The following is a 23,972-nucleotide window of genomic DNA, read 5'->3' on the forward strand; positions in this document are numbered from 1 at the left end:
GTGCGCCGCCCCGGGGCGAAGCTTAGGGACACGTTTCCCAGGGATTGCCTCCTCATGCGCCGTATCGCTCCGCTCTTCGCCGTTCTCGCCCTCGCAGCCTGTTCGTCCTCGCAGGATCAGCCGGCCGCCCAGCAGGCTCCGGCCGCGAACACCCAGGCCGACGAGGCGGCGAAGAAGCTGGAGACCTACCAGCAGCTGCTGAAGCTGCATAACGATGGTCCGGCCGTGCAGCTGGGGCATGAAATCGTCGACCGCTACCCGGATACCCCGGCAGCCACCGAGGTGAAGAAGACCCTCGATGCGCTGGAGAAAAACTACAAGGAAACCACCGAGAAGAACCGGCTGGCGGCGTTGTGGCTTTATCAGGTGTCGCCGATGCAGGGTGGTACGCAGAGCACGGCCACGATCCAGTCGTCACGGCCGTCCGGCGAGGAAACCGTGCGGCTCATCCTGCGCAGGCATACCGACTGGGGCCAGAGCGTGTTCCTGTATGCCGTAGCGGGCAAGGGCTTCGTCTGCAAGGGTGATTGCTCGCTGAAGGCCAGCTTCGACGGCAAGGAGAAAACCATCAAGGCCTTCCGTCCGCCCACCGGCGAGCCGGCGCTGCTCTTTCGCAACGATGCGCAGTTCCTGAAGGACCTGGCGAAGACAAAGCGGCTGACCATCGACGTGGTGACCATCAGCCGTGGCGAGACTACGCTCACCTTCGAAACTGGCGGCTTCGATGATGCGAAGTGGCAGGCGGTGCCGAAGAAGAAAAAGTGACGCGCTGAAAGCCGGCGTGGCGCCCCGTGTTGCTGGTGAACCGGGGCGCTGGGTTCCTGTTTTCACAGGAACGACGAGCCAAGGGTTGCCGTCACCCGCCTAACCGTCGTTCCAGCGAAAGCTGGAACCCAGAGCGGTGTAGCCGGTTGTCGCGATGATGTCTCCTACGCCAGAGCCGATGCAGCACTCTCGTCATGCTGGCAAACCGGCGCGCTGGGTTCCTGTTTTCACAGGAACGACAAGCCAAGGGTTGCCGTCACCCCGCCTAACCGTCGTTCCAGCGAAAGCTGGAACCCAGAGCGGTGCAGCCGGTTGTCGCGATGATGTCTCCTACGCCAGAGCCGATGCAGCACTCTCGTCATGCTGGCAAACCGGCGCGCTGGGTTCCTGTTTTCACAGGAACGACGGGCGGCCTTCCCCACGCCATTCACGTCATGCCTGCGCACGCAGGAATCCAGTGCAGTGCACAGGGTTCTCGCGAATACGACCCCTACACAAAAGCCCGCAGACAACCCTAACCGTCAGTGCAGGAACAACCGCTCGGTAATCTTCGTTAGCGGCTTTTCAAGGAAGTGATTGAGCTTTGCCGGCAGATCCAGCGGACGCAGCAACATCTTCACCGTCATCTCGGCGGGAATGTGTTTCTTCAACATGCCCTCGGCCCGCGAGGTGACACGACGGAACTCGACGTCGTCCTGGGCCTTCTCCGGATAGCGCGTGTTGAACACGTGGCGCAGCGCGATGTCGCTGTCCTCGTTCTTGATCTCGCTCAGGCGCTTGACCAGCGTCCGCAACGTGCTGAAACGGCCGATGCGATCGCGCTCGCGATACACGCGAAACGCCTGGTAGAAGTGCTTGTAATGACGTACTTCGTCGCTCTTGATGAGGTTGGTCAGCTCGCGCAGCACCGGCTCGTCGGTGACGTCGTTGAGCGCGCGATAAAGACTGGCCGTGCCGGTTTCCACGACGCAACGCGCGGCCAGTTCAAGCCCACGATTGGGTTCGAGTTCCTCCGCCGTGCAGACCGAGCCGTAATGCGCGAAGAAGCTCTTGAAGCCGGTGTCCCAGTCGAACTCCGGCCACACGTGTTTCACATAGGCAGCCAGGGCGCGGCCATGCTGCAGCTCCTCGTGCTCCCAGTGGTCGCGCAGCCAGCCCTGCAGTTCATCATCGCCCGCGAAGTGATCGACCAGGTTGTGCGTATAAAGATCAGAACCGCTCTCCACGAACGAAGAGCTGCAAAGCAGGAAGAACAGGTCTTCGTTATCCCTGACCTTGGCGACCTCGATACGAGACAGATCGAGCTTTTCAAGCGTCCATGGCAGGCTGGCGGCGTAACTCACTGCAGGTGTTCCTCGGCACGAAGGTGATACCGCCCCCTTGGGCGTCTGACCGAATTGTGACAAATGCCGGGCGGATATGGCTACGGACCGCCCGGCAGGGGGCGTCAACGGACCACGGTGACCGGGACGTGGGCCTTGGCCAGGACGTCGACCGAGGTCGAGCCCAGCAGCCAGCGGGCCAGGGCGCCGCGCTCGGTATGGCCGATCACGATGTGGTCGGCGCCGTGCTGGGAGACGTACTTCAGCAGGGCGTCGCCGGGACTGCCGGGCACCAGCTTCACGCTCACGGCCGCCTGGGAGGCGGGCGCCAGCTGGCGCACCTCCTCACGCAGCCCCTTTTCCCGCTCGGTAAGCGAGTCGGCGATCATGGCCGCGGCCATGTCGGTGCCGTTCTCGGTCTGCCAGACCGAGACCACCGAGACGGTGGCCTTCGAGCAGTCGGCCAGTTCCAGCGCGAACAGGTACGCCCGCCGGGCGGTCTCCGAGCCGTCATAGCCGACGAGGATGTGCTTGGGCATGGGGATTCTCCCTGTGGTTGAGATGCCCCATGGTAGGCCTGACGGTTGTTAGCGGGGAGTCGTTTCACGGGACCTCAACGATGCCGCGCCTTTCCTGAACGAGCCCGGCGCCGCTTTGGGTTTCTTCACATTGGTGAGTGGAGAATCCTGCGACCGGACAATGTTGTCCGCAGGTTCCTGCCACCTTCCTGCATGGAGATAACGAACATGATCAAGCGTATTACTGGTATGGCTGTCCTGGCTCTGGCAACGGCAGGAGCGTTCGCAGCGCAGCCGGCCCATGCGGCCGAAGCTGCCACCAAGTGCCACATGACCTTCAACACCACGGGCTGGGCCGTCATCTACAAGAAGGCCGATGGCCGCGGTACCGTTCGCTGTGACAACGGCCAGACCGCCAACGTGATCATCCACGTGCGTGGCGGCGGCCTCACCGCTGGCAAGTACAGCATCGAGAACGGCAAGGGTGAGTTCACCAACGTCAAGGGCATCCACGAGATCTACGGCGACTACGCCAATGCGGGCGCCAACGCAGGCGTCGTGAAGAGCGCCGACGCCGCCGCCATGACCAAGGGCGAGGTGTCCCTCGCCATCTCGGGTACGGGCCGTGGCTTCAACCTGGGCGTGGACCTCAGCAAGTTCGAGATCGAACAGGTCAAGTAATCGGCCGTTCCTTGCACGATCAAGGAAAAGGGCGCCCTCCGGCGCCCTTTTCCGTTTCCGGATGAGGCATCCGCGCGCCTGCCGCGAGTACACTGCTGCGATTCCCTTTCCCCGGAGGTCGTACCCATGCGTCGTTTCCTCACCCTCATCGCCCTGTGCCTCGTGACCGCAACCGCCTGGGCGGCTGGCCCCAACGTGGGCGACCAGGCTCCCGACTTCCACCTTCAGGACCAGAAGGGCGACTGGCACACCCTCGAAACGCACAAGGGCCAGTGGCTGGTGCTGTACTTCTACCCGAAGGACTTCACCGCCGGCTGCACCACCGAGGTCTGCACCTACCGCGACGACACGGCCAAGCTGCACAAGGCAGGCGCCGTCGTGCTCGGTGTGAGCCTGGACGACGTCAAGTCGCACAAGGAGTTTGCCGAGAAGTACCACGTGCCGTTCCCGCTGCTGTCCGATGCCGACAGCGCCGTCGCCACGAAGTACGACGTGCTCACCTCCACGCCCACCGGCCAGAAGTACGCCCGCCGCGAGACCTTCCTGGTGGATCCGAACGGCAAGATCGCCAAGGTCTACAAGGACGTCGATCCGGAGAAGAACTCCGCCCAGGTGCTGGCTGACCTGGCCGAGCTGAAGAAGCAGGGCGCCTGAGCGTGCCTGCACGCAAGCTCTCCGCACCGGGCGGCGGTCATCCGTTCGCCGTCTGGCGCATCGTGGTCTGGCTGGTGATGCTGCTTTCCGCCGTGGGTTTCGTACTCAATGGCTATGCCGTGTACGTCTTCGGCCAGTCCATCGGCGCCCTGAGCCCGGAAGCCATCGCTGCCGGTGCCGCCGATCCGCGTATCGCCCTGGCCTGGTCGCTGGGCTATGCCCTGGCGGCCTTCGGCGTCATGGCACTGGCCCTGGCTACGTTGCGCTGGCGCGAGTGGGGCCGGACGTGGCTACGCCCGGTGGCCCTGCTGTTGATGGCCTGGGCCGCGTATACGGCATGGGTCGCCTTCGGCCAGTGGCAGCAGCTGGGCGCGGTGCTGGGGCAGCCCGGCCTTCCGCCCGAACTGCTGGCCATGGGGGCAAGGCATCGCATGATGCTGCTCGTCGGCCTGTCGCTGAAGGTGGTATCCGTGCCGGTACTGGGCTGGCTGTCCTGGAAGCTCGGCACGGTCCGGGTGCGGGAACAGTTCGGGCAGTACGCGCTTTAGCCGGTTCAGCGTCGATTCCCGTCGTGCCCGCTATCGAATGGGCTTTCCTCCCGGACCGCCCATGAGCCCACGATCCGTCACCTTCCTGCTCGCCGCCTGCCTTGCCGGCGGCGCCTCGGCCCAGGAGCTGGACCACGCGTGTCGCGTGGCCAGCTCCTACGATCTCACCATCCGCCCCGACGCCCTGCTGTTCGAGCGGCCGCAGGTGGCGCCCCGGAGCGTGCGCATGCACGACGGCAGCCTCGGCACGGATGGCCGCGCGGTATCGTTGCGTCCTGACGAACAGGACAGGGTGGCGCTGTTCGAAAGTCGTCTGCGCGAGCTGGTGCCCAAGGCCAAGGCCATTGCCAGCGACGGCGTGGATCTTGCCGCGCGGGCCGTCCGCGACGAGGCGGCCACCGCTGCGCCGGATGCGGTATCCAGCGGTGAACTGGATCGCGCGCTCAACGCCCGTGTTGCCGACATCAAACGTCGCATCGCCGCCAGCCAGAGCACCCGCGACTGGCAGGAGGACGCCATGCGCACCTACGCGCAGGAAATCGTCTCGGACATCGCGCCCATCCTGACCCAGGACGTGGGCGGCCAGGCGATGCAGCTGGCCGTGAATGGCGACCTGCAAGGCGCGGCGGCCCTGCGTGACCGGGTGGCGAGTGTCAGCACGAACGGGCAGGCACGCGTGCTGGCCAGGCTGAAGACGGCGCTGGAGCCCCGCGTCAAAGCCCTTTGTCCCACCGTACGGCAGTTGCAGGACCTGCAATCCGGCCTGCATGACGCCGATGGCCGGCCGCTTGTACTCCTGGAAAATGACGGGGAATGAGCGCTGGCTGAGCGAAGGCCGGTGACGTTTAGGGGGGGCTAAGTCCCGGGACGCTAACGTGGCTCCCATGGAACGCAGTGCCGTACGTCTCGTGAATGGGTTGATCCGGCGGGTCATCGCGGATCGCGATCTATACCTGCACGCCGCCGCTGGCGTGCGCGAACCGGGCCTGAAGGCCATCCTGGAAGAATCGGCGGATTCCCTGACGGGGATCGCGGCAGAGCTGCAGCGCGAGGTCAATGCCGGTGGCGGTCGTGCTGCCACGGCGGCGGGCCCGTTTACCGGCATGCGCCGGACGATGATGGATGCTTCCGTAAAGTTGTCGCACAACCCGGATGTCACTTATATCCGCACGCTCGAACACATGGAGCGGAGGTTGCTCGATGCCTTCCTCAGGCTGGAGGCGTCATCGAAGGACAGGGCCACCGTGGGCCGGCATATTGCCCGCCTGCGCCTGCTGCATCTGGACATGATTCATATGGGCGGCGCGACGGGCCGCTGAGGCGGCTCAGGCCGCCTTGCGCATGCGGCGCAGTTCGCGGTGCAGATACACATCGGCAGATACGCGCACCGGGTGCGCCGCGATAAGGGTTTCGCGGTCGGCGAAGAAGTTGGCAAAAGCGATGGCGTCGGCGGCATCCGTGCGCGCGGCAATCTGCACGCCCTCGCGGAAGATGCCCCACGAGCCGTCCATGTCTGCAATGTGATATTCGATGGTGTGTCTCGGCATATCCCGCCCTTCCCGGTCGTCTGCTGATGTCGGACCATCATCGATGGGGCGGGTGTCCCAAAGATATCGGACTAGTCTGAAAAAGCGCGACTATTTTGTGAAGGCGGTCTATGCATCGTCTGCTTTCGCTGTGGCGCGACGAAGGCGTTCTGTCCAGGCCGAAACGGAAGCCAGAAACGCCGGGACGCGAGCCATGGCCTGGTCTGGCGTGGTGCTCTTCAATGCATGCTCAATGGTCTCGCCCATGACGGCCTCGGGGGATGTGCCGAATATCCGCATGCCGCCGAGAATCCTGTGGATCGTTTCCGCCATGCTGGCCGGATCATCCAGGTGCCGAGCCTTTTCCAGGTCTTCCTGCGTGGCGTGCGCGAACCGGTCCACCAGTGACGAGAGCACGTCGAGACTACCGAACGTTTCCAGCAGGTGGCTGGTGTCCCAGGGTGAAGGCTCTTCAGGCCGGCATCGGTCGAGTGCGCGACGGAGCGTGTCGATGCGTACCGGTTTGGAGAGGAAATCATCCATGCCAATGGCCGAACAGTGCTCGCGTTCCCCGATCATTGCATTTGCCGTCATCGCAACAATGTGCAGATCACTGCCGTTGTCGCGCAGTGTCCGGGCAAGCGTGTAGCCATCGAGGCCAGGCATGTGCAAGTCGGTGAGAAGCACGTCGAATCGTTCGCTCGTCGCCAGCGCAAGCGCCTGTCGTCCGTCGGGAACGACGCGATGGCGGTGCCCCAGTCTTTCCAGCTGCGTGCAGATAAGTTCACGATTCGTCGGATGGTCTTCCGCGACGAGGACGTTCAGTACGTACTGCGTTCCGGAGACTGCGGGCTGCGGTGTAGCGACGGGAAGCGCCAGAGCGCAGCAGGCGAGTTCCAGCATCACGGTTACACACGTTCCCCGCCCGGGTTGGCTTTCCAAAGTGACGCTGCCGTCAAGCAGTTCGACCAGGCGACGGCTGATGGTCAGCCCCAGGCCACTCCCCCCGAATCGGCGCGTCGTGGACGACTCGGCCTGCTGAAAGGGTGCGAACAGATGCGTAAGGTCGTCGGCGGCTATGCCGATGCCTGTGTCGGTCACAGCGATGCGCAGGCGCTGTCGTTCAGGGCCGTCGGCGATCACATCGATGGTGACATCGACCTGGCCATCCGGTGTGAACTTGACGGCATTGCTGACCAGGTTCAGAAGCACCTGGCGCAGGCGCATGCCATCCACGCTATGAGCAGGTGCCAGGCGTTCGTCGATATGGCAGTTCAGCAGCAGTGACTTGCGTTCGGCCTGCCAGGCAAACAGATCCATGATGCCTTCCGCGAGGGCGCGAAGATCCACGGGTGTCGGTTCCACCACCAGGCAGCCCGCTTCGATGCGTGAGAAGTCGAGCACGTCGTCAACGATCTGCATGAGGGCATCTGCCGAGTGCTCGGCGGTGCCGAGAAGCCGGCGCTGTTCAGCCGTAAGCGGTGTATCGGCCAGCATTTCGAGCATGCCGATGACGCCATGCATCGGTGTGCGGATTTCATGGCTCATGGTGGCCAGGAAATGACTCTTTGCCAGGGTGGCCCGCTCGGCAGCTTCCTTGGCGGCAGCCAGTTGTGCCGATTGCAGGTGTTGTTCGGAGACGTCGATCCAGTAGCCGGTGAATTCCACGAGCGAGCCAAGACGCCGGGGGACCGCATGGGCGGCGATCCAGCGGATGGGCCGGCTGTCGCGTATGCGCATTTCCGTGTGAACGGCAGACAGGGTCATGGCGGCACTGGCAATGAGCGCCTCCAGCGGCCCCTGGTCGCGTGGATCGATCCGCGCGAATGCACTGCGCTCGTCATGCAGGAAGGTATCGGTCCCCACCCCGAAGATGGGCTCGGGATTGCCGCCGACATAGGTGAATTCGATTCGGCCGTCGTCGTGATAGAGATAGCGATACACCACGGCGGGGATGTTCCGCGTCACGTCAGCCAGTTGCTCTTCCGTGCGCAAGCGTCGACGGGTTTCCCGACGGAGCCGGAAGTAGGCGAGTGTCATGGCAAGAAACAGGCTCATGGCCAGCACGCCGGGCAGCCATGCCTTGCGTGCGATCTCGCGCCATGATCCGCCCCAGGTGTATTCCGAACGCAGCCATGTATTGCGGATGGCTTCGGCGCGGCGGTCCGGCATGCGCGACAGCACGCGATCGATCAGCGGAAGCAGGGGTGCATAGCGACGCTGTATGGCTATCGAGAGGTCATCCCGTACGCCGGTCGACGCGGTCATTTTAAGGCGCCCGGGATAATCGCGACGCAGCAGGTACTCGGTGCTGGCGATATCGCCGACGAAGGCGTCCACCCTGCCTGAGTGCACGGCTTGCAGTCCCTCATGCGTGGAACCCACGGGAATGGTCTCGCTTGCGGCGATCTGCGCCGCCGCCTGGGCCACGGCGGGACGCACGAGGTTGGCGGCGATGCGCCGCCCTGCCAGATCATCGGCGGAGACAACGGTCGGCGCGTCCTCCCGCGTGACGATCATGACGGGGAACGTGGCATAGGGCGTCGAAAAGTCGAACTGTCGCCCAAGATCGCTGTTGCGCGGCGAGGCGGCCGGCAGCAGGTCGATCTCACCGGACATCGCGCGACGCGTGGTTTCGTCCCAGTTCGCAGCAGGCACCGTTTCGGTACGTATACCGAGCGCATGCGTGATGTCGCGCAGGTAGTCGATGGCCATGCCTTCGACGCGCCCGTCCCGATCAAGCAGCGTAATCGGTGCCGCGGTGGGGTCGATGCCGATGCGCAGGGGAGGTAGCGTGGCCAGCCATGCCCGCTCATCGGCACTCAGGGGTATGTCGAGATCTTCGGAAAAATGCCCTGGCCCGTCGTGGGTCCATGTACGGCGCAGGCGTGCGTGATCGGCGGGCTTCAGGCGATTGAGTGCATGGTCCAGTGCCGTCAGCAGCGGTGCGCGTCCGCGTTCCGTGGCGACGGCGAAAGACAGTGTCGTAATGGGCAACGGAGCCGTGGGCCCCAGCCGGAGCTGGTGGCGAAGACCGGTACGGCCCATGGCGACGTCCAGTACGCGAGGATCACCAAGCACCGCGTCCACGCCGCCCTGCGCGAGCTGATGCAGTGCATCCGCTATGGTGGCCTCCCGCACCACGACTACATCCGGAACGTAGCGCTTCAGCACCTGGTCTTCGGCATATCCGGCCTGTGTGGCGACACGACGGCCGCGAAGATCGCCGAAGTGGACGATCGCACTTTCCTCGCGGCGCACGGCCAGCATGGAAGACGATTCGTAGTAAGGCGCACCGATCAGGAGTTTGCCGTTCCTGTCCGGTGTCGGCGCTACGTCCATGAGAACATCCACCTCGCCATCCTGCGCGGCTGCCAGGGCCGAGGGCCAGTCCGGAAAGATCTGGAAGCGAACAGCGGTACCGAGATCCTCCGCAAGCTCACGCAGGTAGTCAGCAGCGAGGCCCTCCACGTGTCCGTCCCGGACGACTTCGAAGGGGGCGTAGCCCTCGGCATAGGTGGCGGCAACGATGACCGGATGTGCCTTTATCCAGGTGGCTGACGCCGCAGGCAGCGTGTCGATGGATGGAGGCAGCGCAGCGCTGGCGAGCGTGGGAAAACTCAGTAGTACGACAAACAACTTCAGATACTTCATGGCGTTCCTTCGACCACGAACAGGGTAATTACGGTAATCTCTGTGGCAATGAGACGATTAGCACATCGACCCGGGAGCAGCTACACATTAACCGGCAGCGAGTGAGACCCATGGTTTTACGCACGATCATCGCCGATGACCACCCCGTCGTTCTTATGGGCGCGCGTGCCGCGCTCGAAGCCAACGGTGACATCGAAGTGGTGGGTGAAGCCTCCGACGGCGATCAGTTACTGGCACTGCTTGCCATGAATCCGTGCGACGTCGTCATCAGCGATTTCTCCATGCCGGGCGGACGGCACGGTGACGGCCTTCTGCTCATCGACCATATCCGCCGCCGTCATCCCCGGCTGCCCATCGTGATGCTGACCATGGTGAACAATGCCGCGGTGTTGCAGGCCATGCGACTGCGCGGTGCGCTGGGGCTTTGCGACAAGCGTGCGCCATTGCGCGAAGTGGCTGTCGCGGCCAGGCACGCCTTTTTCGGTCGCCCTTATTACAGCGATTCGATCCGGCGGCAGTTCGACGAGAGCATCCTGCCGGCCGAAGGTTTGCACGGCCGGCTTTCGCTTCGTGAGCTGGAAGTGGTGCGGCTTTACGCCGGTGGCCTGTCGATCACCGCCATTGGTGAACGCCTCAACCGCAGTATCAAGACCGTCAGCCGGCAGAAGCGCGACGCCATGCGCAAGCTGGGTCTGGATCACGACGGCCAGATCGCCGAATACGCCCGCGAACACGGCATCACCTGACCCCTGCCGGAAGTCGGGGGAGTGACCAATCGCCCATGCCGGCCTTCTCCGGTCGGAGTAAACCTTTCCCTGACCGGAAGCATCCAAGCCGGCACAGTTGCACTCCCGGGGAGGGGACCATGCGCCATTCCATCATTGCTACCACGCTTGCCCTGGCCCTGGCGGCCATGCCGGTCGCCACGCCAGCAAGGGACTTCAGTTTCAGCACCGACACCTGCAAGCACGACTATTCCACACCTTACGACCTGGACGTCACGGCGGCCGGTCTGTCTTTCCACCGCAAGGACGGCACGCCGTCGCGGGTCTTCCTGCACGACGGGGCACTGAAGGTGGACGGTCGCGACGTCGCCGTGTCCACCAGCGATGCAGAAGCCCTGCGGCGCTACGAGGCCGGTGTGCGCCGGCTGGTGCCGCTGGTGGCGTCCGTGGCCCGCGACGCCATCGATATGGGCTATTCGGCCATGAACACGGTGACGATGACCTTTGCCGAGCCGGACCAGCGCCAGCGCATGCTGGAGAAGCTGCGCCGCAAGCAGGCCGAGTCGTTGCGCTCGATCGACGAGGGCATCGGTGCCGGGCACTGGTCGTCGGATCGCATGGTCGAGACCGCTGTTGGCTCGGTATCCGATTCGGTGGGCGAACTGGTCGGCTCGGTCACCTCCAGCGCCGTGACCGCGGCGCTGTCGGGAGACTCCAGCAAGGTCGCCGCCTTGCAGGCAAGGAGCGAATCGCTGAACAAGTCCCTCGATGCCCAGATGGACAAGCGCTCCAAGGCCCTGGACGCACGCGCCAACGCGATCTGCCCCCAGGTCAACGACCTTGCCGATATCCAGCAAGGCTGGCATATCCGCCTGGCCGATGGCAGGCCGCTTGCGCTGATGACCATCAAGCCCAAGGACAGCGGCAAGGATTCCGACAATGACGACGAAAAAGACGAAGAGAAAGCCAACGACTCCGGCAAGAAGGTCGTCAGCTTCTGAGCCTTACGTCGGCTGGATCAGGTCCCAGGCGTTGCCATAGAGGTCTTCGAACACCGCCACGGTGCCATACGGCTCGTGGCGCGGCTCTTCGCGAAAGCGCACGCCGTGCGCCAGCATGCGGGCATGGTCGGCGGCGAAATCGTCGGTGTTGAGGAACAGGAACACGCGACCGCCACCCTGGCGGCCCACATGCGCACGTTGCTCGTCGTTCACGGCACGGGCGAGCAGCAGGCGCGTGCCTTGCGATGCACGCGGTGCCACCGTCACCCAGCGCTTGCCTTCGCCCTGCGGCATGTCGTCGACCAGCGAGAAACCCAGGGCCTGGGTAAAGAAGGCGATGGCCTCGTCGTAGTCGTTGACGAGAAACGCGATGGCGCCGAGGCTTTGCATGCTGCGTGATCCTTGAAGGGGAAGGGCAAGGCCGCCCATTAAACCATGCGGCGCTAGTGGACGCGTTTCATCCACCACAGGAAGCGGCGCAGCCACGCCGTATACGGGTCGGGATTCCATACGAAGGTCGCCACGCTCTGCGCGGGCATGTCGTATTCGAAGCGGATCTGTCCTTCGGCGACGGAGACCTTGTGTGCTTGAGCGTGGCCGTTGACGACCACCAGCACGACCGAGCCATCTGACGCATTCTGGAAGGCGACGTTGTGGATGCCCTTTCCGGTATCCGTGGAACCGATGCGCACAGCGTCAGGCAATACGAAGCGACTGAAATGCGCCAGCGCATAGTATTCGTCGTTACGGCTTATCTCGCCCGTACGCGAATCGATCAGCACCACGCCCTTGCAGGCATCGCAGCCACCGAAGTGCGGACCGTGGTTTTCGTCCAGCGCGAGGTTCCAGTAGATCACCCCGCGTGCCCACTGCCGGATGCCTGCGATCAGCAGGTCGCGCGAAAACCAGAGCAGTTCACCTTTCGCGGCGGAGGCCCAGTCACCGCCCGAGCATTCGGTGAGATAGGCATCCTTGTCGGGATGCGCCTTGTGCACGCGTCCCTGTGCATAGGGACTGCCCTGGTAGCAATGCCACGCCACGCCGTCGACATAACGTGCCGCCACGGGATCGCCCAGCACCTCGAGTGGCTGCTCCGGTGCATTCCAGTTGTGATCCCAGTCGAGGATCTGCGTGCGAGGCACTCGCTTTGCGAGCTTCGGGCCAAGGTACTGACCGATGACGCGTGCGCGTGTTGCCGCCGGCATCAGCATGCCGGGATAGGTGAGTGGCTGGAACGCGGGTTCGTTCTGGAGCGTCAGTGCAAAGATGGGAATGCCATGGCTGCGGAATGCATCGAGGTACTTCACCAGGTAGTTTGCGTACGCGCTCTCGTACTTTTCTTCCAGCTCACCGCCCAGCAGGTTCTGGTTGGTCTTCATCCATGCCGGCGCACTCCATGACGAGGCCACGATGGCGATGTCCGGGTTGATGGACAGCACCTCGCGTACCGTCGGTATCACGCCGTCCATGTTGGGCGTTACGTTGAAGTGCGACAGATCAGGATCGTCGTCGCCGAAGGGGATGTCGTCGAAGGTGTAGAGATTCAGGGAGAAGTCCGACGCACCGATGGTCAGGCGCATCATGTTGAAATTAAGGCCGGGCGGCGGTCCGTACAGTTCGCGCAGCAGCGCATGGCGCCTGGCGGCATCCAGCTTGTTCTGCAATAGCCACGCAGACGAATCGGTCATGGCGGCGCCAAAGCCCACCATGGTCTGGTAGGTCTTGTGGGCATCGATGACGATGTCCGCCGTGTCGCTACCGCGAGCACGTGTGGGAATGTCGGGCTGCTGCGCCAGCTTCAGGCGTCGATCGGCCGTGCTCAGCCAAAGCTCAACGGCAGGCACCGATGCCGGCGTCGGGCCGGACACCACGCTTGCCGTCACCTGCTGCCTGGCGCGGAGTTCATAGGGAACGGAAAGGGCGAGGCCGGTGATCAGGGCGATCAGCCCGGCGAAGATGACGATGACCCGGTGGGAACCCGGTTGACGCTCATCCATGGGGCACGTCCGGCCTGTCGTCCGTGTTGCGGTTCGGTTGGATCACAAAACTCCCGGCCATGCCTTCACGGTGCGACTGTATTTTGAAAAGCGCCGGGACGCGAGCCTGTTTCGGCCGATGGAGGTTCGCAGGATGTTTCGAAGGCAAACTTGCAAGTTTACCTTGCAAGTTTGCCTGTCGAAGCGTAGCGTGATCGCATGACCTCGCCCACCAGCCCCGATATCGAAGCCATCGCCACCGACCTGCTCACCGCCTGCGGACAGCTGGTACGCCGCCTGCGCGCCGAGTCCAACCGGCTGGAGCTCACCTGGTCGCAGTCCGTCATCCTGGCGCGCCTGGATGCCATGGGGCCGACCTCCACGGCAGACCTTGCCCGGGCCGAGGCGGTCAAGCCGCAGTCGATGGGCGCCTCGCTGGCCGTCCTGGAAGGCGAAGGGCTGGTGGAGCGTTCCCCGCATCCCAGCGATGGCCGCCAGTTCCTGTTCTCGCTGACGGACGCCGGGCGGGGCGTGCGTGAGCGTACCCGGCGGATCAAGCTCGCCTGGTTGTCCGAAGCCCTCGGCAGCCTGGACGAGGCAGAGCGAGACGAACTGGCCCGCGCCGCGAGTGTGATTGCCCGCCTCGCCGATACGCCGGCCGAGGGATGAACCGCTCACTCGCCGTGGCGGGCCCGGGCAAGCCCTTCGGTCCGCGCTTCGTGCTTCCGCTGGCCCTGGGCTCGTCGCTCAACCCGATCAATTCGACGACGATCGCCACGGCCCTCGTCCCCATCTCGCAGGACTTCCACGCCTCTGTCGCGCAGACCGGCTGGCTGATCGCAGGCCTGTACCTCACCAGTGCCGTGGCCCAGCCGACCATGGGCCGGCTTGCCGATCTGCTGGGAGCGCGCCGCGTCTATATCGTGTCGCTGCTGCTGGTGGCGCTGGCCGGTGTCGCCGGACGCTGGGCGCCGTCGCTGGGCTGGCTGGTAGTCGTGCGCGTGATGCTGGGCATCGGCACGTCGGGCGCTTATCCGTCGGCCATGCGCCTGTTCCGCGAACGGGCGGAGCAAAGCGGCAGCGCGCCGCCGCGTATCGCCATGGGCGTGCTGTCCTTCACCGGCATCGCGACCTCGGCCGTGGGGCCCGTGCTTGGCGGGGTGCTCACCGGCGCGTTCGGCTGGCATGCCATCTTTACCGTCAACATTCCACTGGCCTTGTTCACGCTGGTGATGGTGCTGGCATGGGTGCCCGTGGACCCGCCGCGTCACCTGCCTCGCGGTGCACTCGTGCGGGAACTGGATCTGATCGGCATCGGCCTGTTCGCCGGCATGTTGCTGGCGCTGATGACCTTCCTGATGGATCTGGAGCACCCGCGCTGGGCGATGCTGCCCGTCGCTGCCGCGCTGTGCGTCCTGCTTGTCGTGCACTCGCTGCGTCGCCCTGAACCATTCCTCGACCTGCGCATGCTGGCGAGGCATCTGCCGCTCACGGTGACCTACCTGCGTGCGATGGCGGTCTTCACCACGGTGTACTGCGTGTTCTATGGCTTTGCCCAATGGCTGGAAAGCGCGGCGGGTTACTCTGCCGCCACGGCGGGCCTGGCGACCCTGCCGCTGTCGATCGTGGGCGGCGTGGCGTCCATCCTTGGCGCGAGGACGCGCGGCCTTCGCGGGCCCTTCCTGCTGGCCTTTGCTGCATCGATCCTCGGCTGCATCTGCCTGCTTTGCCTCACGTCGGCGTCGCCTTTGTGGCTGATTGCCGCGGCCGTGGCGTTCTTCGGTGTTCCGCAGGGTCTCGCTTCCACGTCCACGCAGGCCGCCGTGTATCTCCAGGCGCCGGCCGACCAGCTCGGCATGGCCTCCGGCCTGCAACGCACGGCGTCGTACATCGGCGCGATCCTCGCGACCAGCGTGCTGGGCGTTGCCTATGGCCACCACGCTACCGATGGCGGCATGCACATCCTCGCCTACGTGATCGGTGGCATCAGCCTCGTGCTGCTCGTCGCCACCGTGTTCGATCGCACCTTGCCGCGTGCCGTCCCTTCGTCGTCATCCCCCAACCACTCCCGAGATGCCTCCCATGCCGCTTAGCCAACTCGACGCCAACGCCGCCCTGATCGTCATCGATCTGCAGAAGGGCATCGTCGGCCTTCCCACCGTCACTCCCTCGGCGCAGGTCGTGGAGCGATCCGCTGCACTGGCGAAGGCCTTTCGTGCGAGCGGGCGTCCCGTGGTGCTGGTGAATGTCGTTGCCTCCGCGCCGGGTCGCAGCGATGCCGGCCATCGCGCATTCCCGGAAGATCCGAGCTTCATCGAACTGGTGCCGGAACTTGAACAAGCGCCCACCGACCACCTCGTCAGCAAGCAGCGCTGGGGCGCCTTCCAGGACACCGACCTCGATGCCTGGCTGCGCGGCCAAGGTGTGGAGCAGGTGGTGATCGTGGGCATCGCGACGAGCGTCGGCGTGGAATCCACGGCGCGCTATGCCAACGAACTGGGCTATCACGTGGTGCTGGTGCCCGATGCGATGACCGACCTCAACGCCGATGCACACGAAAACAGCGTGACACGCATTTTCCCGCGTATCGCCGAAACCACCGACACGCAGACCCTGCTCGCAGCGCTGGCTTAAGGATGTTCTGTCGGCGGGCACCCTGGTGTGCTCGCCGATGGGTTAGGCGGCCTGGACGGGCACCGGTTCCGCGAGTCGTTCGAGGATCAGGGCCGACAGGCGTTCCACGGCGGGCGTCGCGGCAGTGGCCGCGTGAAATACACCAAGGCCTAGCGTGGGCAGCGCAGGCAGGCCGCCTTCGCCCGGCTCCAGCGCGCGCACGCTCGCCGGCAGGCCCAGCGGTGTGCGGACACTCACGCCAAGGCCGGCCTTCACCGCTGCCCAGAGTCCCGCGAGGCTGGCGCTGGTGAAGGCGATGCGCCAGGGGATGCCTGCGCGGTCGAGTGCCTCGATGGCCGCCGTGCGCATCAGGCAGGGCGATTCGAGCACGATGAGGGGCAGGGGATCGGCCATATCGAAGGCGAAGGCTGGCAGGCCCGCGCCGGGACCGATCCAGCGCATCGGCACGGCATCAATGCGGCCCACAGGAAGGCGGCGGGCTTCCGTCGTCCACGCCAGCGCCAGATCCAGTTCACCGCCGCCCACACCATCCATCAGTGCCGAATTGCGGGCGATGCGTACTTCGATGCGCAGCTTCGGATGCGCACGAATGAAGTGACCGAGCACGTCGGGCAGCAGCCATTCGCCGAAGTCTTCCTGCAAGCCCAGCCTGACACGACCTTCCAGCGGCTGGCCTTGGATGGCCGAAGCGGCTTCGTCGTTGAGGTCGAGCAGGCGTCGCGCATAGCCGAGCAGGGTCTCGCCCGACTCGGTAAGCGCCATGCCGCGCCCGTTGCGACGGAGCACCGGTACGCCGGCCTGTTCTTCCAGCTTCTTCAGCTGGGCACTCACCGCCGAAGTGGAACGCCCGAGCCGATCGGCCGCCCTGGCGAAGCTGCCGAGGTCTACGCCGACGACGAAGCTGCGCAGCACATCAAGATCGAAGTTCACCCGTCGCATGGTCATCGTCCCGATTTATCGAATGGTTGATTCTGAATTTTCCGATTTTCGGGATGAACTGTCCTCGCTACCTTGGACACCGTCAAGCCCCCTCATCTGGAAGAAATCTTATGGCAACCTCCTACGGTCAGGTTTACCAAGACATCGCTCCCCGGTTTGCCGAATTGACCGATGAGGTGCTCTTTGGCGACGTCTGGAAACGCCAGGAACTCGCTTCGCGGGACCGCAGCCTGGTGACCGTGGCCGTACTGGTAGCCATGAACCGCGTCGAGCAATTGCCGTTTCATCTGCGCCTTGCCCGCCAGAACGGTGTGTCATCGGATGAGCTGGCCGAGCTGGTGACTCACCTGGCGTTCTATGCAGGCTGGCCCGTCGCGGCTTCCGCGCTAAACCTGCTTCGCGGCGTCGGAGAGTGACCATGTACGCCATGCAGTACGGTTTCCTGCTACCTGCCGATTACGACATGTCGATCATCCATCGACGCATCGCCGAACGCGGTCATCGCACGGATGGCCTGACCGGCCTGCGCTTCAAGGCGTACCTGGTGGCGGAACGGCAGTCTGCGTCGTTGCCTTCGCGCGATAACCTGTATGCACCGTTCTACCTGTGGGACGACAACGAGGGCATGAATGCCTTCCTGTGCGGTAGCGGGTTCAACAGCGTCATCGATGCCTTCGGGCGGCCTTCTGTTGCGACATGGTCAGTATGGAATTCCGTCGTCAATGATGACCTGACGAGTGCCGTATGTGCCTCGTCGCAGCGGGAGAATATCCCACTGTATGCGGCGCTGGACGCATGGCGGCAGCGCGAAGCGCAGCACAATGCCGACGCGATGGCTGACGGAGCGGTTGCTGCGCTCAGTGCGTTCGAGCCGACTACATGGAGCCTCGTTCGCTTCCGCCTATGGCCACAAGCGCGCCCCGACCTTGCCCGCGACGAGGTGCAGCTTTACACGGTCGGTCACGTCTCGACCGGTCTATCCCTCGATCCTCATTGAACCTGGAGAATTCCCATGCCCCTCGTACGCATAGCCTTGCGCCGTGGCAAGCCGTCCTCATACCTCGCCGCCCTGCGCAACGGCATCTACACCGCCATGCGCGAAGTATTCGACGTGCCGGAGAACGATCGCTTCATTCTCGTTAGCCAGCACGATGTCGATGAATTCGATTACGACCCGGGTTACCTGGGTATCTCGCGCAGCGACGACCTGGTGATCGTACAGATCTTCTGCAATGACTCGCGCACGGTGGAGAAGAAGAAAGCGTTGTTCAAGCACATCGTGGAGCACCTGGAAGCGTCGCCGGGCATCCGGCCGGAAGATGTCTTCATCAACATCAGTGAAACGAGCAAGATCAACTGGTCGTTTGGCAACGGGATTGCGCAGTACGCACTTTGATTCCAGCAGTACCCTGTAGGAGCGCGCCTTGCGCGCGACCGGGTTTTCGCCATAACCGGTCGCGCGCAAGGCGCGCTCCTACAGCCAAGCCCATTGGACGCGGGCCAGATCGGCTGATACTCTCAGGACCGAACTCATCGGCACACGCCGATGGCCCTGCAAAGACTGGCCCGATGACCTTCTGCACTTCGCCTTCCATCGCCAAGTGGTGGCGCTTCCTCTAGGAAGCGGCACGTCGTTGCGGTTTGTCCGCCACCTTGCCGCCGTATCGGTGGACAAGGTCATCCTTAAGAAAACTCCCCCGATAAGGCGGCTCCCATCCGAGGAGACAGCTCTTGTCCCATCCCCCCGATCCCATGGTTTCCGGCCCCGTATGCAGCGGCTCTGGCCTTGGCCTGCGCTCGTGCCTCATCATTCGCCCTGCCGACGGCCCGTATGGCCGTCTGTCCGCAGGACTGCGCAAGCGCCGTATCCGGCACGAAATGTCAATGAAAATCAGCCTATTGGGTGCCTTGTGCTCTTGATGATCGACAACTACGACAGCTTCACCTTCAACCTCGTCCAGTACCTGGGCGAGCTGGGACAGGAGGTGAAGGTGGTGCGCAACGATGCGCTCACGGTGGCGGACATCCGGGCGCTGGCGCCGTCGAGGATCATGATCTCGCCAGGGCCGGGTACGCCGGACGACTCCGGGGTGTCCATCGACATCCTGCGCGAGATGGCCGGCGAGGTGCCGATCTTCGGTGTGTGCCTGGGGCATCAGGCCATCGGCCAGGTGTTCGGCGGCAAGGTGATCCGCGCGCGGGAGATCATGCACGGCAAGACCTCACCGGTGAAACACAAGGGCCTGGGCGTCTTCGCCGGCCTGCCGAATCCGTTCGAGGCCACCCGATACCATTCGCTGGTGGTCGAGAAGGGCTCCGTGCCCGACTGTCTTGAAGTGACCGCCTGGACCGAACGCGAGGACGGTTCCATCGACGAGATCATGGGCTTGCGTCATCGCACGCTGAACATCGAGGGTGTGCAGTTCCATCCCGAGTCGATCCTGACGCAGCACGGCCACGACCTGCTGCGCAACTTCCTCGGCATGCCGCTGCCGCTTGCCGCGTAATTCCCACGGATGCCACGTTCCATGACGATTACCGCCTCAGAGGCCCTCCAGCGAACCATCGAACATCGCGAAATCTTCCATGACGAGATGATCGAACTGATGCACCAGATCATGCGCGGCGATGTCAGTCCGCTCATGACGGCGGCCATTCTCACCGGCCTTCGCGTGAAGAAGGAAACCGTCGGCGAAATCACCGGCGCGGCGCGCGTGATGCGCGAGCTTTCCGCAAAGGTGGAAGCCGGCCCCCATCCGCATTTCATCGACATCGTCGGCACCGGCGGCGATGGCGCTTCCACGTTCAATATTTCGACGGCGTCCATGTTCGTCGCGGCCGCTGCCGGCGCCCGCGTGGCGAAGCATGGCGGCCGCAGCGTGTCGTCGAAGTCGGGCAGCGCCGATGTGCTCGAAGCCCTTGGCGCGCGCATCGACCTGCTGCCGGCGCAGGTAGCCGTGTGCATGGACGAGACCGACATCGGCTTCATGTTTGCGCCCAACCATCATCCGGCGATGAAGGTGGTGTCGCCCGTGCGTCGCGAAATGGGCGTGCGCACCATCTTCAACATCCTGGGCCCGCTCACCAACCCGGCTGGCGCGCAGAACATCCTGATGGGCGTGTTCCATCCCGATCTGGTGGGCATCCAGGTGAGGGTGTTGCAGGCGCTCGGTGCGAAGCATGCACTGGTGGTGTGGGGGCGCGACGGCATGGATGAGATTTCCCTCGGTGCCGCTACCCTCGTCGGAGAGTTGCGGGACGGCAAGGTCAGCGAGTATGAAATCGAACCCGAGGATTTCGGGCTCTCGATGGCCTCCAGTCGCAACCTGCGCGTGGACGATTCGACCGAGTCCCGGGCGATGCTCCTGGACGCCATTTCCGGCGTGCCGGGGGTGCCACATGACATCGTCTGCCTCAACGCAGGTGCGGCCCTTTACACGGCCGATGTGGTCCCGACCATCCAGGCCGGCATCGATCTGGCGCGCGAGACCATCGCAAGCGGTGCGGCTCGTGCAAAAATGAACTCGTTCGTGGCCGCTACCCAGCGGCTCGGCGCCTGATATCGCCGGCACGTCCCCGCGTGCCGGCCTTACCACTAGGAAGCGCATCGATGCCCGACATCCTCCACCGCATTCTCGACCGCAAGCTGGAAGAGATCGCCGAACGCAGCCGCACGCGGACGCTCGACGACCTTGCCGCCCGCGTGGCCGACCTCCCGGATACCCGCGGTTTTGTTGCCGCCATCGACGCCAAGTTGCACGACCACCAGCCGGCGGTCATTGCAGAGATCAAGAAAGCCAGCCCCAGCAAGGGCCTGATCCGCCCCGACTTCGACCCGGCGGCCATTGCCCGCAGCTACGAAGCCGGTGGTGCGGCCTGCCTGTCCGTGCTCACGGATGCCGACTTCTTCCAGGGTCATGAAGACTTCGTGGCCCAGGCCCGTGCGGCATGCAACCTGCCGATCCTGCGCAAGGACTTCATCGTCGACGAATACCAGGTGTACGAGGCCCGCGTGATCGGTGCCGACTGCATCCTGCTGATCGTGGCGGCTTTCGCCCAGAAAGAAGCCGATGGCGACCGCATCTACGACGAGGTGCGCCTCACCGAGCTGTCGATGCTGGCGGCCGAGCTGGATCTCGACGTCCTCGTCGAAGTCCACAACGAAGAAGAACTGGAAATTGCCCTCGGCATGCCCGCGCCGCTGATCGGCGTGAACAACCGCAACCTGCGCACCTTCGAGACCTCGCTGGGCACGTCGCTGCGCCTGAAAGACCGCGTGGGCGAGGAAACCGCCATCGTGGCCGAATCCGGCATCCATACGCCGGAAGACGTCCGCGTGTTGCGCGAGAAGGGCATCCACACCTTCCTGGTCGGCGAGGCCTTCATGCGCGCCGCCGATCCGGGCGATGAACTGAAGAAGCTCTTCTACGGGGCGCCCTCGCACTCCCACCGGCACTGACGAGACACGATGACACAGGGGATTCAGACGGCGGAGGTGCAAGCCTCCGCCGCCGACGCGCGGCGCGTCGTTCTGTTCGACTTCGATGGCGTCATCGTGCGCCACCAGACCCTCGAACTCTTCTATCGCGACTGCCTGAAGGGATTCGGGCGCTGGCGCATCCTGCTGGCCCTGCCGGTGGTGCCCTTCGTGCCGTTCCTGATCCCCACCGTGGCGGGCAACCGTTTCCTCGGCCGGCTGTTCCTGCGCGTGATCACCTTCGGCCGTACCGAAGCCAGTTACCGCAGGCGCGTCACGGCCTATGCGCGCGCCTACGCCCGCCGGCCCGGCGTGTTCATCCGCGATGCCGTGGCGAGCCTGCGCCGGCATGTGGATGCCGGCGACCGTGTGGTCATCGTTACCGGCAACGACCGTACGATGGTCGAGGCCATCCTCCACGAGGTGAACCTCGGCGGTTGTGAGCTCGTGGCCTCACAGACCCGTGGTGGCCTGTTCGGCGTGCATTTCGTGCGACATAACGTGGAGGCGGTGAAGGTCGCCTCGCTCAAGCGCGAAGGCATTCCGCGTCCCTGGGCCATCGCCTATGCCGATTCGCTGTCCGACCTGCCGATGCTCAAGGCGGCAGACGAGGCGAAGCTGGTCAATGCCAACGCAAAGACAGTGAAAAAGGCCAGCAAGGCCCTGGGCAGCAAGCTCGAAGTGCTCGACTGGTTCTGAACCGCGATCGGGCTAACCGAGGAAATGCTGGCCCAGCTGGTACAGGCTGATGCCCACGATGAGACAGCCCACGGCCGTCATCACATAACGCGGCGGCAGGTGTTTCACCAGCCACGCGGCGACAGGGGCGGCGATCACGCCGCCTGTGAGCAGTCCGAGCACCACGGGCCAGTGCTGGATGCCCATATGGGCGATGAGGGTGGTGGAGATCGCGATGGTCACCACGAACTCCGCGGCATTCACGGTACCGATGGTCTGCCGCACGGCGCCGCCGCGCGCCAGCAGGGTGGAGGTGGCGATCGGACCCCAGCCGCCTCCGCCGATGGCGTCAAGCAGCCCGGCGAAGAAGCCAAGGATTCCTTTGTGCCTCACGCGATGCTGGGACACCATCCGGCCGGCGGCGCGCACCAGCACGACGGTGCCGAGGATCAGCAGGTAGGCATAGACGAAGGGCTTGATGGCTTCGCCGGGCACGCTGGCCAGGAACCAGGCACCGATGACACCACCGACCACTCCTGGGATGGCAAGGCGGCGGAACGCCTTCCAGTCGACGTTGCCGAAGAACGCATGCGCTCCGCCCGATACGCCCGTGGTGAAGACCTCTGCGGTATGCACGGTGGCGCTGGCCACGGCCGGGGGCAGGCCCATGGCGAGCAGCACCGAATTCGACACCAGCCCATAGGCCATGCCGAGCGCGCCGTCCACGAGCTGCGCAAGCAGGCCGACGCCAACGAAGATGAGGAACTGACTCCAGTCCATCGGGTTTCCTGTAGGGCATCCATTGCCACCATAGCCCACACATGGGGCTTGCCGGCGTCATGATCACGGCAGAATCGCTTGCGTGCGGCATCGCGCCGCCTTAGTCTGCGCCATCATCCTGAAGGTACGTAAGGGCTTACGTATGTATCTGTCGTCCCTGCGCGAACTGGCCCTGGGCAGTCGCCTCAAGGCGCTGAGCGATCACTTCTACCAGGTGGTGGACGACGTCTACCGGACCTGCGGTGCGGGCATCGAGGCGCGCTGGTTTCCCGTGCTGCGCTACCTGCGCGACGTCGGCCCCACGACGGTCACCGATGTATCGCTGGCCATCGGCCAGACCCATTCGGCAGTGAGCCAGCTGGCCGATCGCCTGGTCGAAGCGGGGATGGTTCAACGCCAGCGCGATCCACAGGACGGACGGCGCAGTGTTCTCGTGCTCACGGAGGCGGGCGACCGTGCACTGGGCGAGCTGGGGCCCGTGTGGCTCGCCATCCGCCGCGGCATGGCCGACTCCCTGGGCCCGCGCGGCGCAACCCTGCTGGAAGCGATCGACGGTTGCGAGCAATCGCTGACCGAGCGGCCGTTGCTCGGTGCCATTCTCGACCAGCATGCAGCCCTGGCGACGGCACAGGTCAACGTGGTGCCGTTCGATCCGGCCCTGGCCGATCACTTCCGACGGCTCAACCAGCAATGGCTGGAGCGCTACTTCCGCGTGGAAGAGGTGGATCGCGCGGTGCTGTCCCGCCCGCAGGCGCTGATCGTCGCCCCGGGTGGCATGGTGTTCTTTGCGCTCTACGCCGGTGAAGTGGTGGGCACCTGTGCCCTGCTTCACGAGGGCGAGGGCGTCTACGAACTGACCAAGATGGCCGTGGACGAGAACTACCGGGGTCTGGGTGCCGGGCGGAAGCTGCTGGACGCCGCCATTGCCGAATACCGGCATCGCGGTGGCAGGCAGTTGTTCCTGGAATCCAACAGTCGCCTCACCCGGGCGCTGGGCATGTACGAGCGGGCCGGCTTCGTGCTTCAGCCGGTGACGCGGCCCGGCTCACACTACGAGCGGGCCGACGTCTACATGGTGTTCAAGGAGGCCTGAG

The 23,972-nt window shown here is 64.5% G+C and carries 27 protein-coding genes; 19 read left to right on the forward strand and 8 right to left on the reverse strand.

Going from position 1 to position 23,972, the window contains the following annotated elements:
• Positions 1 to 54 precede the first annotated feature (54 nt).
• Positions 55 to 765 carry a hypothetical protein gene (locus KR767_RS09205; protein ID WP_250878903.1) on the forward strand — a complete coding sequence of 237 codons (711 nt, stop codon included), beginning with the start codon at positions 55 to 57 and terminating at the stop codon, positions 763 to 765.
• Between the two features lie 521 nt (positions 766 to 1,286).
• On the opposite strand, the gene KR767_RS09210 is transcribed toward KR767_RS09205, so the two are convergent.
• Positions 1,287 to 2,108 (reverse strand): ferritin-like domain-containing protein, encoded by an 822-nt coding sequence (locus tag KR767_RS09210; protein ID WP_166950581.1) that lies wholly within the window; start codon positions 2,106 to 2,108, stop codon positions 1,287 to 1,289.
• Positions 2,109 to 2,212: 104 nt separating this feature from the next.
• Positions 2,213 to 2,626, reverse strand: coding sequence for a universal stress protein (locus KR767_RS09215; RefSeq protein ID WP_166950579.1), 414 nt, complete (start codon positions 2,624 to 2,626; stop codon positions 2,213 to 2,215).
• Positions 2,627 to 2,833: 207 nt separating this feature from the next.
• Between KR767_RS09215 and KR767_RS09220 the strand changes: the two genes are divergently transcribed.
• The 5 genes from KR767_RS09220 to KR767_RS09240 all read left to right on the forward strand — a co-directional run bounded on the left by KR767_RS09220 (position 2,834) and on the right by KR767_RS09240 (position 5,807).
• The gene (locus KR767_RS09220; RefSeq protein WP_166950577.1) at positions 2,834 to 3,286 is read left to right on the forward strand and encodes a hypothetical protein; all 453 of its coding nucleotides are present in this window, start codon (positions 2,834 to 2,836) and stop codon (positions 3,284 to 3,286) included.
• Between the two features lie 126 nt (positions 3,287 to 3,412).
• Positions 3,413 to 3,940, forward strand: coding sequence for a peroxiredoxin (locus KR767_RS09225; protein ID WP_250878904.1), 528 nt, complete (start codon positions 3,413 to 3,415; stop codon positions 3,938 to 3,940).
• Positions 3,941 to 3,942: 2 nt separating this feature from the next.
• Positions 3,943 to 4,488, forward strand: a complete 546-nt coding sequence (locus KR767_RS09230) for a hypothetical protein (protein ID WP_250878905.1) — start codon at positions 3,943 to 3,945, stop codon at positions 4,486 to 4,488.
• Positions 4,489 to 4,549: 61 nt separating this feature from the next.
• Positions 4,550 to 5,305: a DUF2884 family protein gene (locus KR767_RS09235; RefSeq protein ID WP_250878906.1), complete on the forward strand. Its 756-nt coding sequence runs from the start codon at positions 4,550 to 4,552 to the stop codon at positions 5,303 to 5,305.
• A 67-nt stretch (positions 5,306 to 5,372) separates the two neighbouring features.
• On the forward strand, positions 5,373 to 5,807 hold the full coding sequence (locus KR767_RS09240) for a DUF2383 domain-containing protein (RefSeq protein WP_250878907.1): 435 nt from the start codon (positions 5,373 to 5,375) through the stop codon (positions 5,805 to 5,807).
• A 6-nt stretch (positions 5,808 to 5,813) separates the two neighbouring features.
• On the opposite strand, the gene KR767_RS09245 is transcribed toward KR767_RS09240, so the two are convergent.
• A complete protein-coding gene (locus KR767_RS09245; protein ID WP_250878908.1) occupies positions 5,814 to 6,035 on the reverse strand; it encodes a hypothetical protein in 222 nt (73 codons plus the stop codon).
• Positions 6,036 to 6,143: 108 nt separating this feature from the next.
• On the reverse strand, positions 6,144 to 9,668 hold the full coding sequence (locus tag KR767_RS09250; RefSeq protein WP_250878909.1) for a transporter substrate-binding domain-containing protein: 3,525 nt from the start codon (positions 9,666 to 9,668) through the stop codon (positions 6,144 to 6,146).
• A gap of 110 nt (positions 9,669 to 9,778) precedes the next feature.
• Here KR767_RS09250 and KR767_RS09255 point away from each other — a divergent pair, with 110 nt between their 5' ends.
• Both KR767_RS09255 and KR767_RS09260 read left to right on the forward strand, forming a co-directional pair.
• Positions 9,779 to 10,414 (forward strand): response regulator, encoded by a 636-nt coding sequence (locus KR767_RS09255; RefSeq protein ID WP_166950563.1) that lies wholly within the window; start codon positions 9,779 to 9,781, stop codon positions 10,412 to 10,414.
• Positions 10,415 to 10,533: 119 nt separating this feature from the next.
• Positions 10,534 to 11,394, forward strand: a complete 861-nt coding sequence (locus tag KR767_RS09260; protein WP_250878910.1) for a DUF2884 family protein — start codon at positions 10,534 to 10,536, stop codon at positions 11,392 to 11,394.
• A gap of 3 nt (positions 11,395 to 11,397) precedes the next feature.
• Here the strand turns inward: KR767_RS09260 and KR767_RS09265 are convergent, their stop codons facing one another.
• Positions 11,398 to 11,784 (reverse strand): VOC family protein, encoded by a 387-nt coding sequence (locus tag KR767_RS09265; RefSeq protein WP_166950560.1) that lies wholly within the window; start codon positions 11,782 to 11,784, stop codon positions 11,398 to 11,400.
• A gap of 53 nt (positions 11,785 to 11,837) precedes the next feature.
• Positions 11,838 to 13,391 (reverse strand): glycoside hydrolase family 30 protein, encoded by a 1,554-nt coding sequence (locus KR767_RS09270; RefSeq protein ID WP_250878911.1) that lies wholly within the window; start codon positions 13,389 to 13,391, stop codon positions 11,838 to 11,840.
• Between the two features lie 198 nt (positions 13,392 to 13,589).
• On the opposite strand from KR767_RS09270, the gene KR767_RS09275 reads away from it, so the two are divergent.
• The 3 genes from KR767_RS09275 to KR767_RS09285 are packed head-to-tail and all read left to right on the forward strand — an operon-like array spanning position 13,590 to position 16,004.
• Positions 13,590 to 14,039 carry a MarR family winged helix-turn-helix transcriptional regulator gene (locus tag KR767_RS09275; protein ID WP_166950557.1) on the forward strand — a complete coding sequence of 150 codons (450 nt, stop codon included), beginning with the start codon at positions 13,590 to 13,592 and terminating at the stop codon, positions 14,037 to 14,039.
• Positions 14,036 to 15,463: an MFS transporter gene (locus KR767_RS09280; protein ID WP_250878912.1), complete on the forward strand. Its 1,428-nt coding sequence runs from the start codon at positions 14,036 to 14,038 to the stop codon at positions 15,461 to 15,463. Before KR767_RS09275 ends, KR767_RS09280 begins: the two co-directional genes overlap by 4 nt.
• On the forward strand, positions 15,453 to 16,004 hold the full coding sequence (locus KR767_RS09285) for a cysteine hydrolase family protein (protein ID WP_250878913.1): 552 nt from the start codon (positions 15,453 to 15,455) through the stop codon (positions 16,002 to 16,004). Before KR767_RS09280 ends, KR767_RS09285 begins: the two co-directional genes overlap by 11 nt.
• A 42-nt stretch (positions 16,005 to 16,046) precedes the next feature.
• Here the strand turns inward: KR767_RS09285 and KR767_RS09290 are convergent, their stop codons facing one another.
• Positions 16,047 to 16,949, reverse strand: a complete 903-nt coding sequence (locus tag KR767_RS09290) for a LysR substrate-binding domain-containing protein (protein ID WP_345779898.1) — start codon at positions 16,947 to 16,949, stop codon at positions 16,047 to 16,049.
• A gap of 104 nt (positions 16,950 to 17,053) precedes the next feature.
• Here KR767_RS09290 and KR767_RS09295 point away from each other — a divergent pair, with 104 nt between their 5' ends.
• From KR767_RS09295 to KR767_RS09325, 7 genes are all read left to right on the forward strand, one after another.
• Positions 17,054 to 17,359 carry a carboxymuconolactone decarboxylase family protein gene (locus tag KR767_RS09295; protein ID WP_250878914.1) on the forward strand — a complete coding sequence of 102 codons (306 nt, stop codon included), beginning with the start codon at positions 17,054 to 17,056 and terminating at the stop codon, positions 17,357 to 17,359.
• Positions 17,360 to 17,361: 2 nt separating this feature from the next.
• Positions 17,362 to 17,940 carry a DUF4865 family protein gene (locus tag KR767_RS09300; protein ID WP_250878915.1) on the forward strand — a complete coding sequence of 193 codons (579 nt, stop codon included), beginning with the start codon at positions 17,362 to 17,364 and terminating at the stop codon, positions 17,938 to 17,940.
• A 15-nt stretch (positions 17,941 to 17,955) separates the two neighbouring features.
• Positions 17,956 to 18,339, forward strand: a complete 384-nt coding sequence (locus tag KR767_RS09305) for a tautomerase family protein (RefSeq protein WP_250878916.1) — start codon at positions 17,956 to 17,958, stop codon at positions 18,337 to 18,339.
• Positions 18,340 to 18,853: 514 nt separating this feature from the next.
• Positions 18,854 to 19,450 carry an anthranilate synthase component II gene (locus KR767_RS09310; protein WP_166950548.1) on the forward strand — a complete coding sequence of 199 codons (597 nt, stop codon included), beginning with the start codon at positions 18,854 to 18,856 and terminating at the stop codon, positions 19,448 to 19,450.
• 21 nt (positions 19,451 to 19,471) lie between these two features.
• Positions 19,472 to 20,503, forward strand: a complete 1,032-nt coding sequence (gene trpD, locus KR767_RS09315) for an anthranilate phosphoribosyltransferase (RefSeq protein ID WP_166950547.1) — start codon at positions 19,472 to 19,474, stop codon at positions 20,501 to 20,503.
• Positions 20,504 to 20,553: 50 nt separating this feature from the next.
• A complete protein-coding gene (trpC, locus tag KR767_RS09320; RefSeq protein ID WP_250878917.1) occupies positions 20,554 to 21,402 on the forward strand; it encodes an indole-3-glycerol phosphate synthase TrpC in 849 nt (282 codons plus the stop codon).
• A gap of 9 nt (positions 21,403 to 21,411) precedes the next feature.
• Positions 21,412 to 22,119: a haloacid dehalogenase-like hydrolase gene (locus KR767_RS09325; protein WP_166950544.1), complete on the forward strand. Its 708-nt coding sequence runs from the start codon at positions 21,412 to 21,414 to the stop codon at positions 22,117 to 22,119.
• 12 nt (positions 22,120 to 22,131) lie between these two features.
• Here KR767_RS09325 and KR767_RS09330 read toward each other — a convergent pair whose 3' ends face one another.
• A complete protein-coding gene (locus KR767_RS09330) occupies positions 22,132 to 22,878 on the reverse strand; it encodes a sulfite exporter TauE/SafE family protein (RefSeq protein ID WP_166950543.1) in 747 nt (248 codons plus the stop codon).
• 142 nt (positions 22,879 to 23,020) lie between these two features.
• Here KR767_RS09330 and KR767_RS09335 point away from each other — a divergent pair, with 142 nt between their 5' ends.
• Positions 23,021 to 23,971: a bifunctional helix-turn-helix transcriptional regulator/GNAT family N-acetyltransferase gene (locus KR767_RS09335; protein WP_250878918.1), complete on the forward strand. Its 951-nt coding sequence runs from the start codon at positions 23,021 to 23,023 to the stop codon at positions 23,969 to 23,971.
• The last annotated feature ends 1 nt before the right edge of the window (position 23,972 follow it).

This window comes from Luteibacter anthropi, from assembly GCF_023699965.1.
GTDB lineage: Bacteria > Pseudomonadota > Gammaproteobacteria > Xanthomonadales > Rhodanobacteraceae > Luteibacter > Luteibacter anthropi.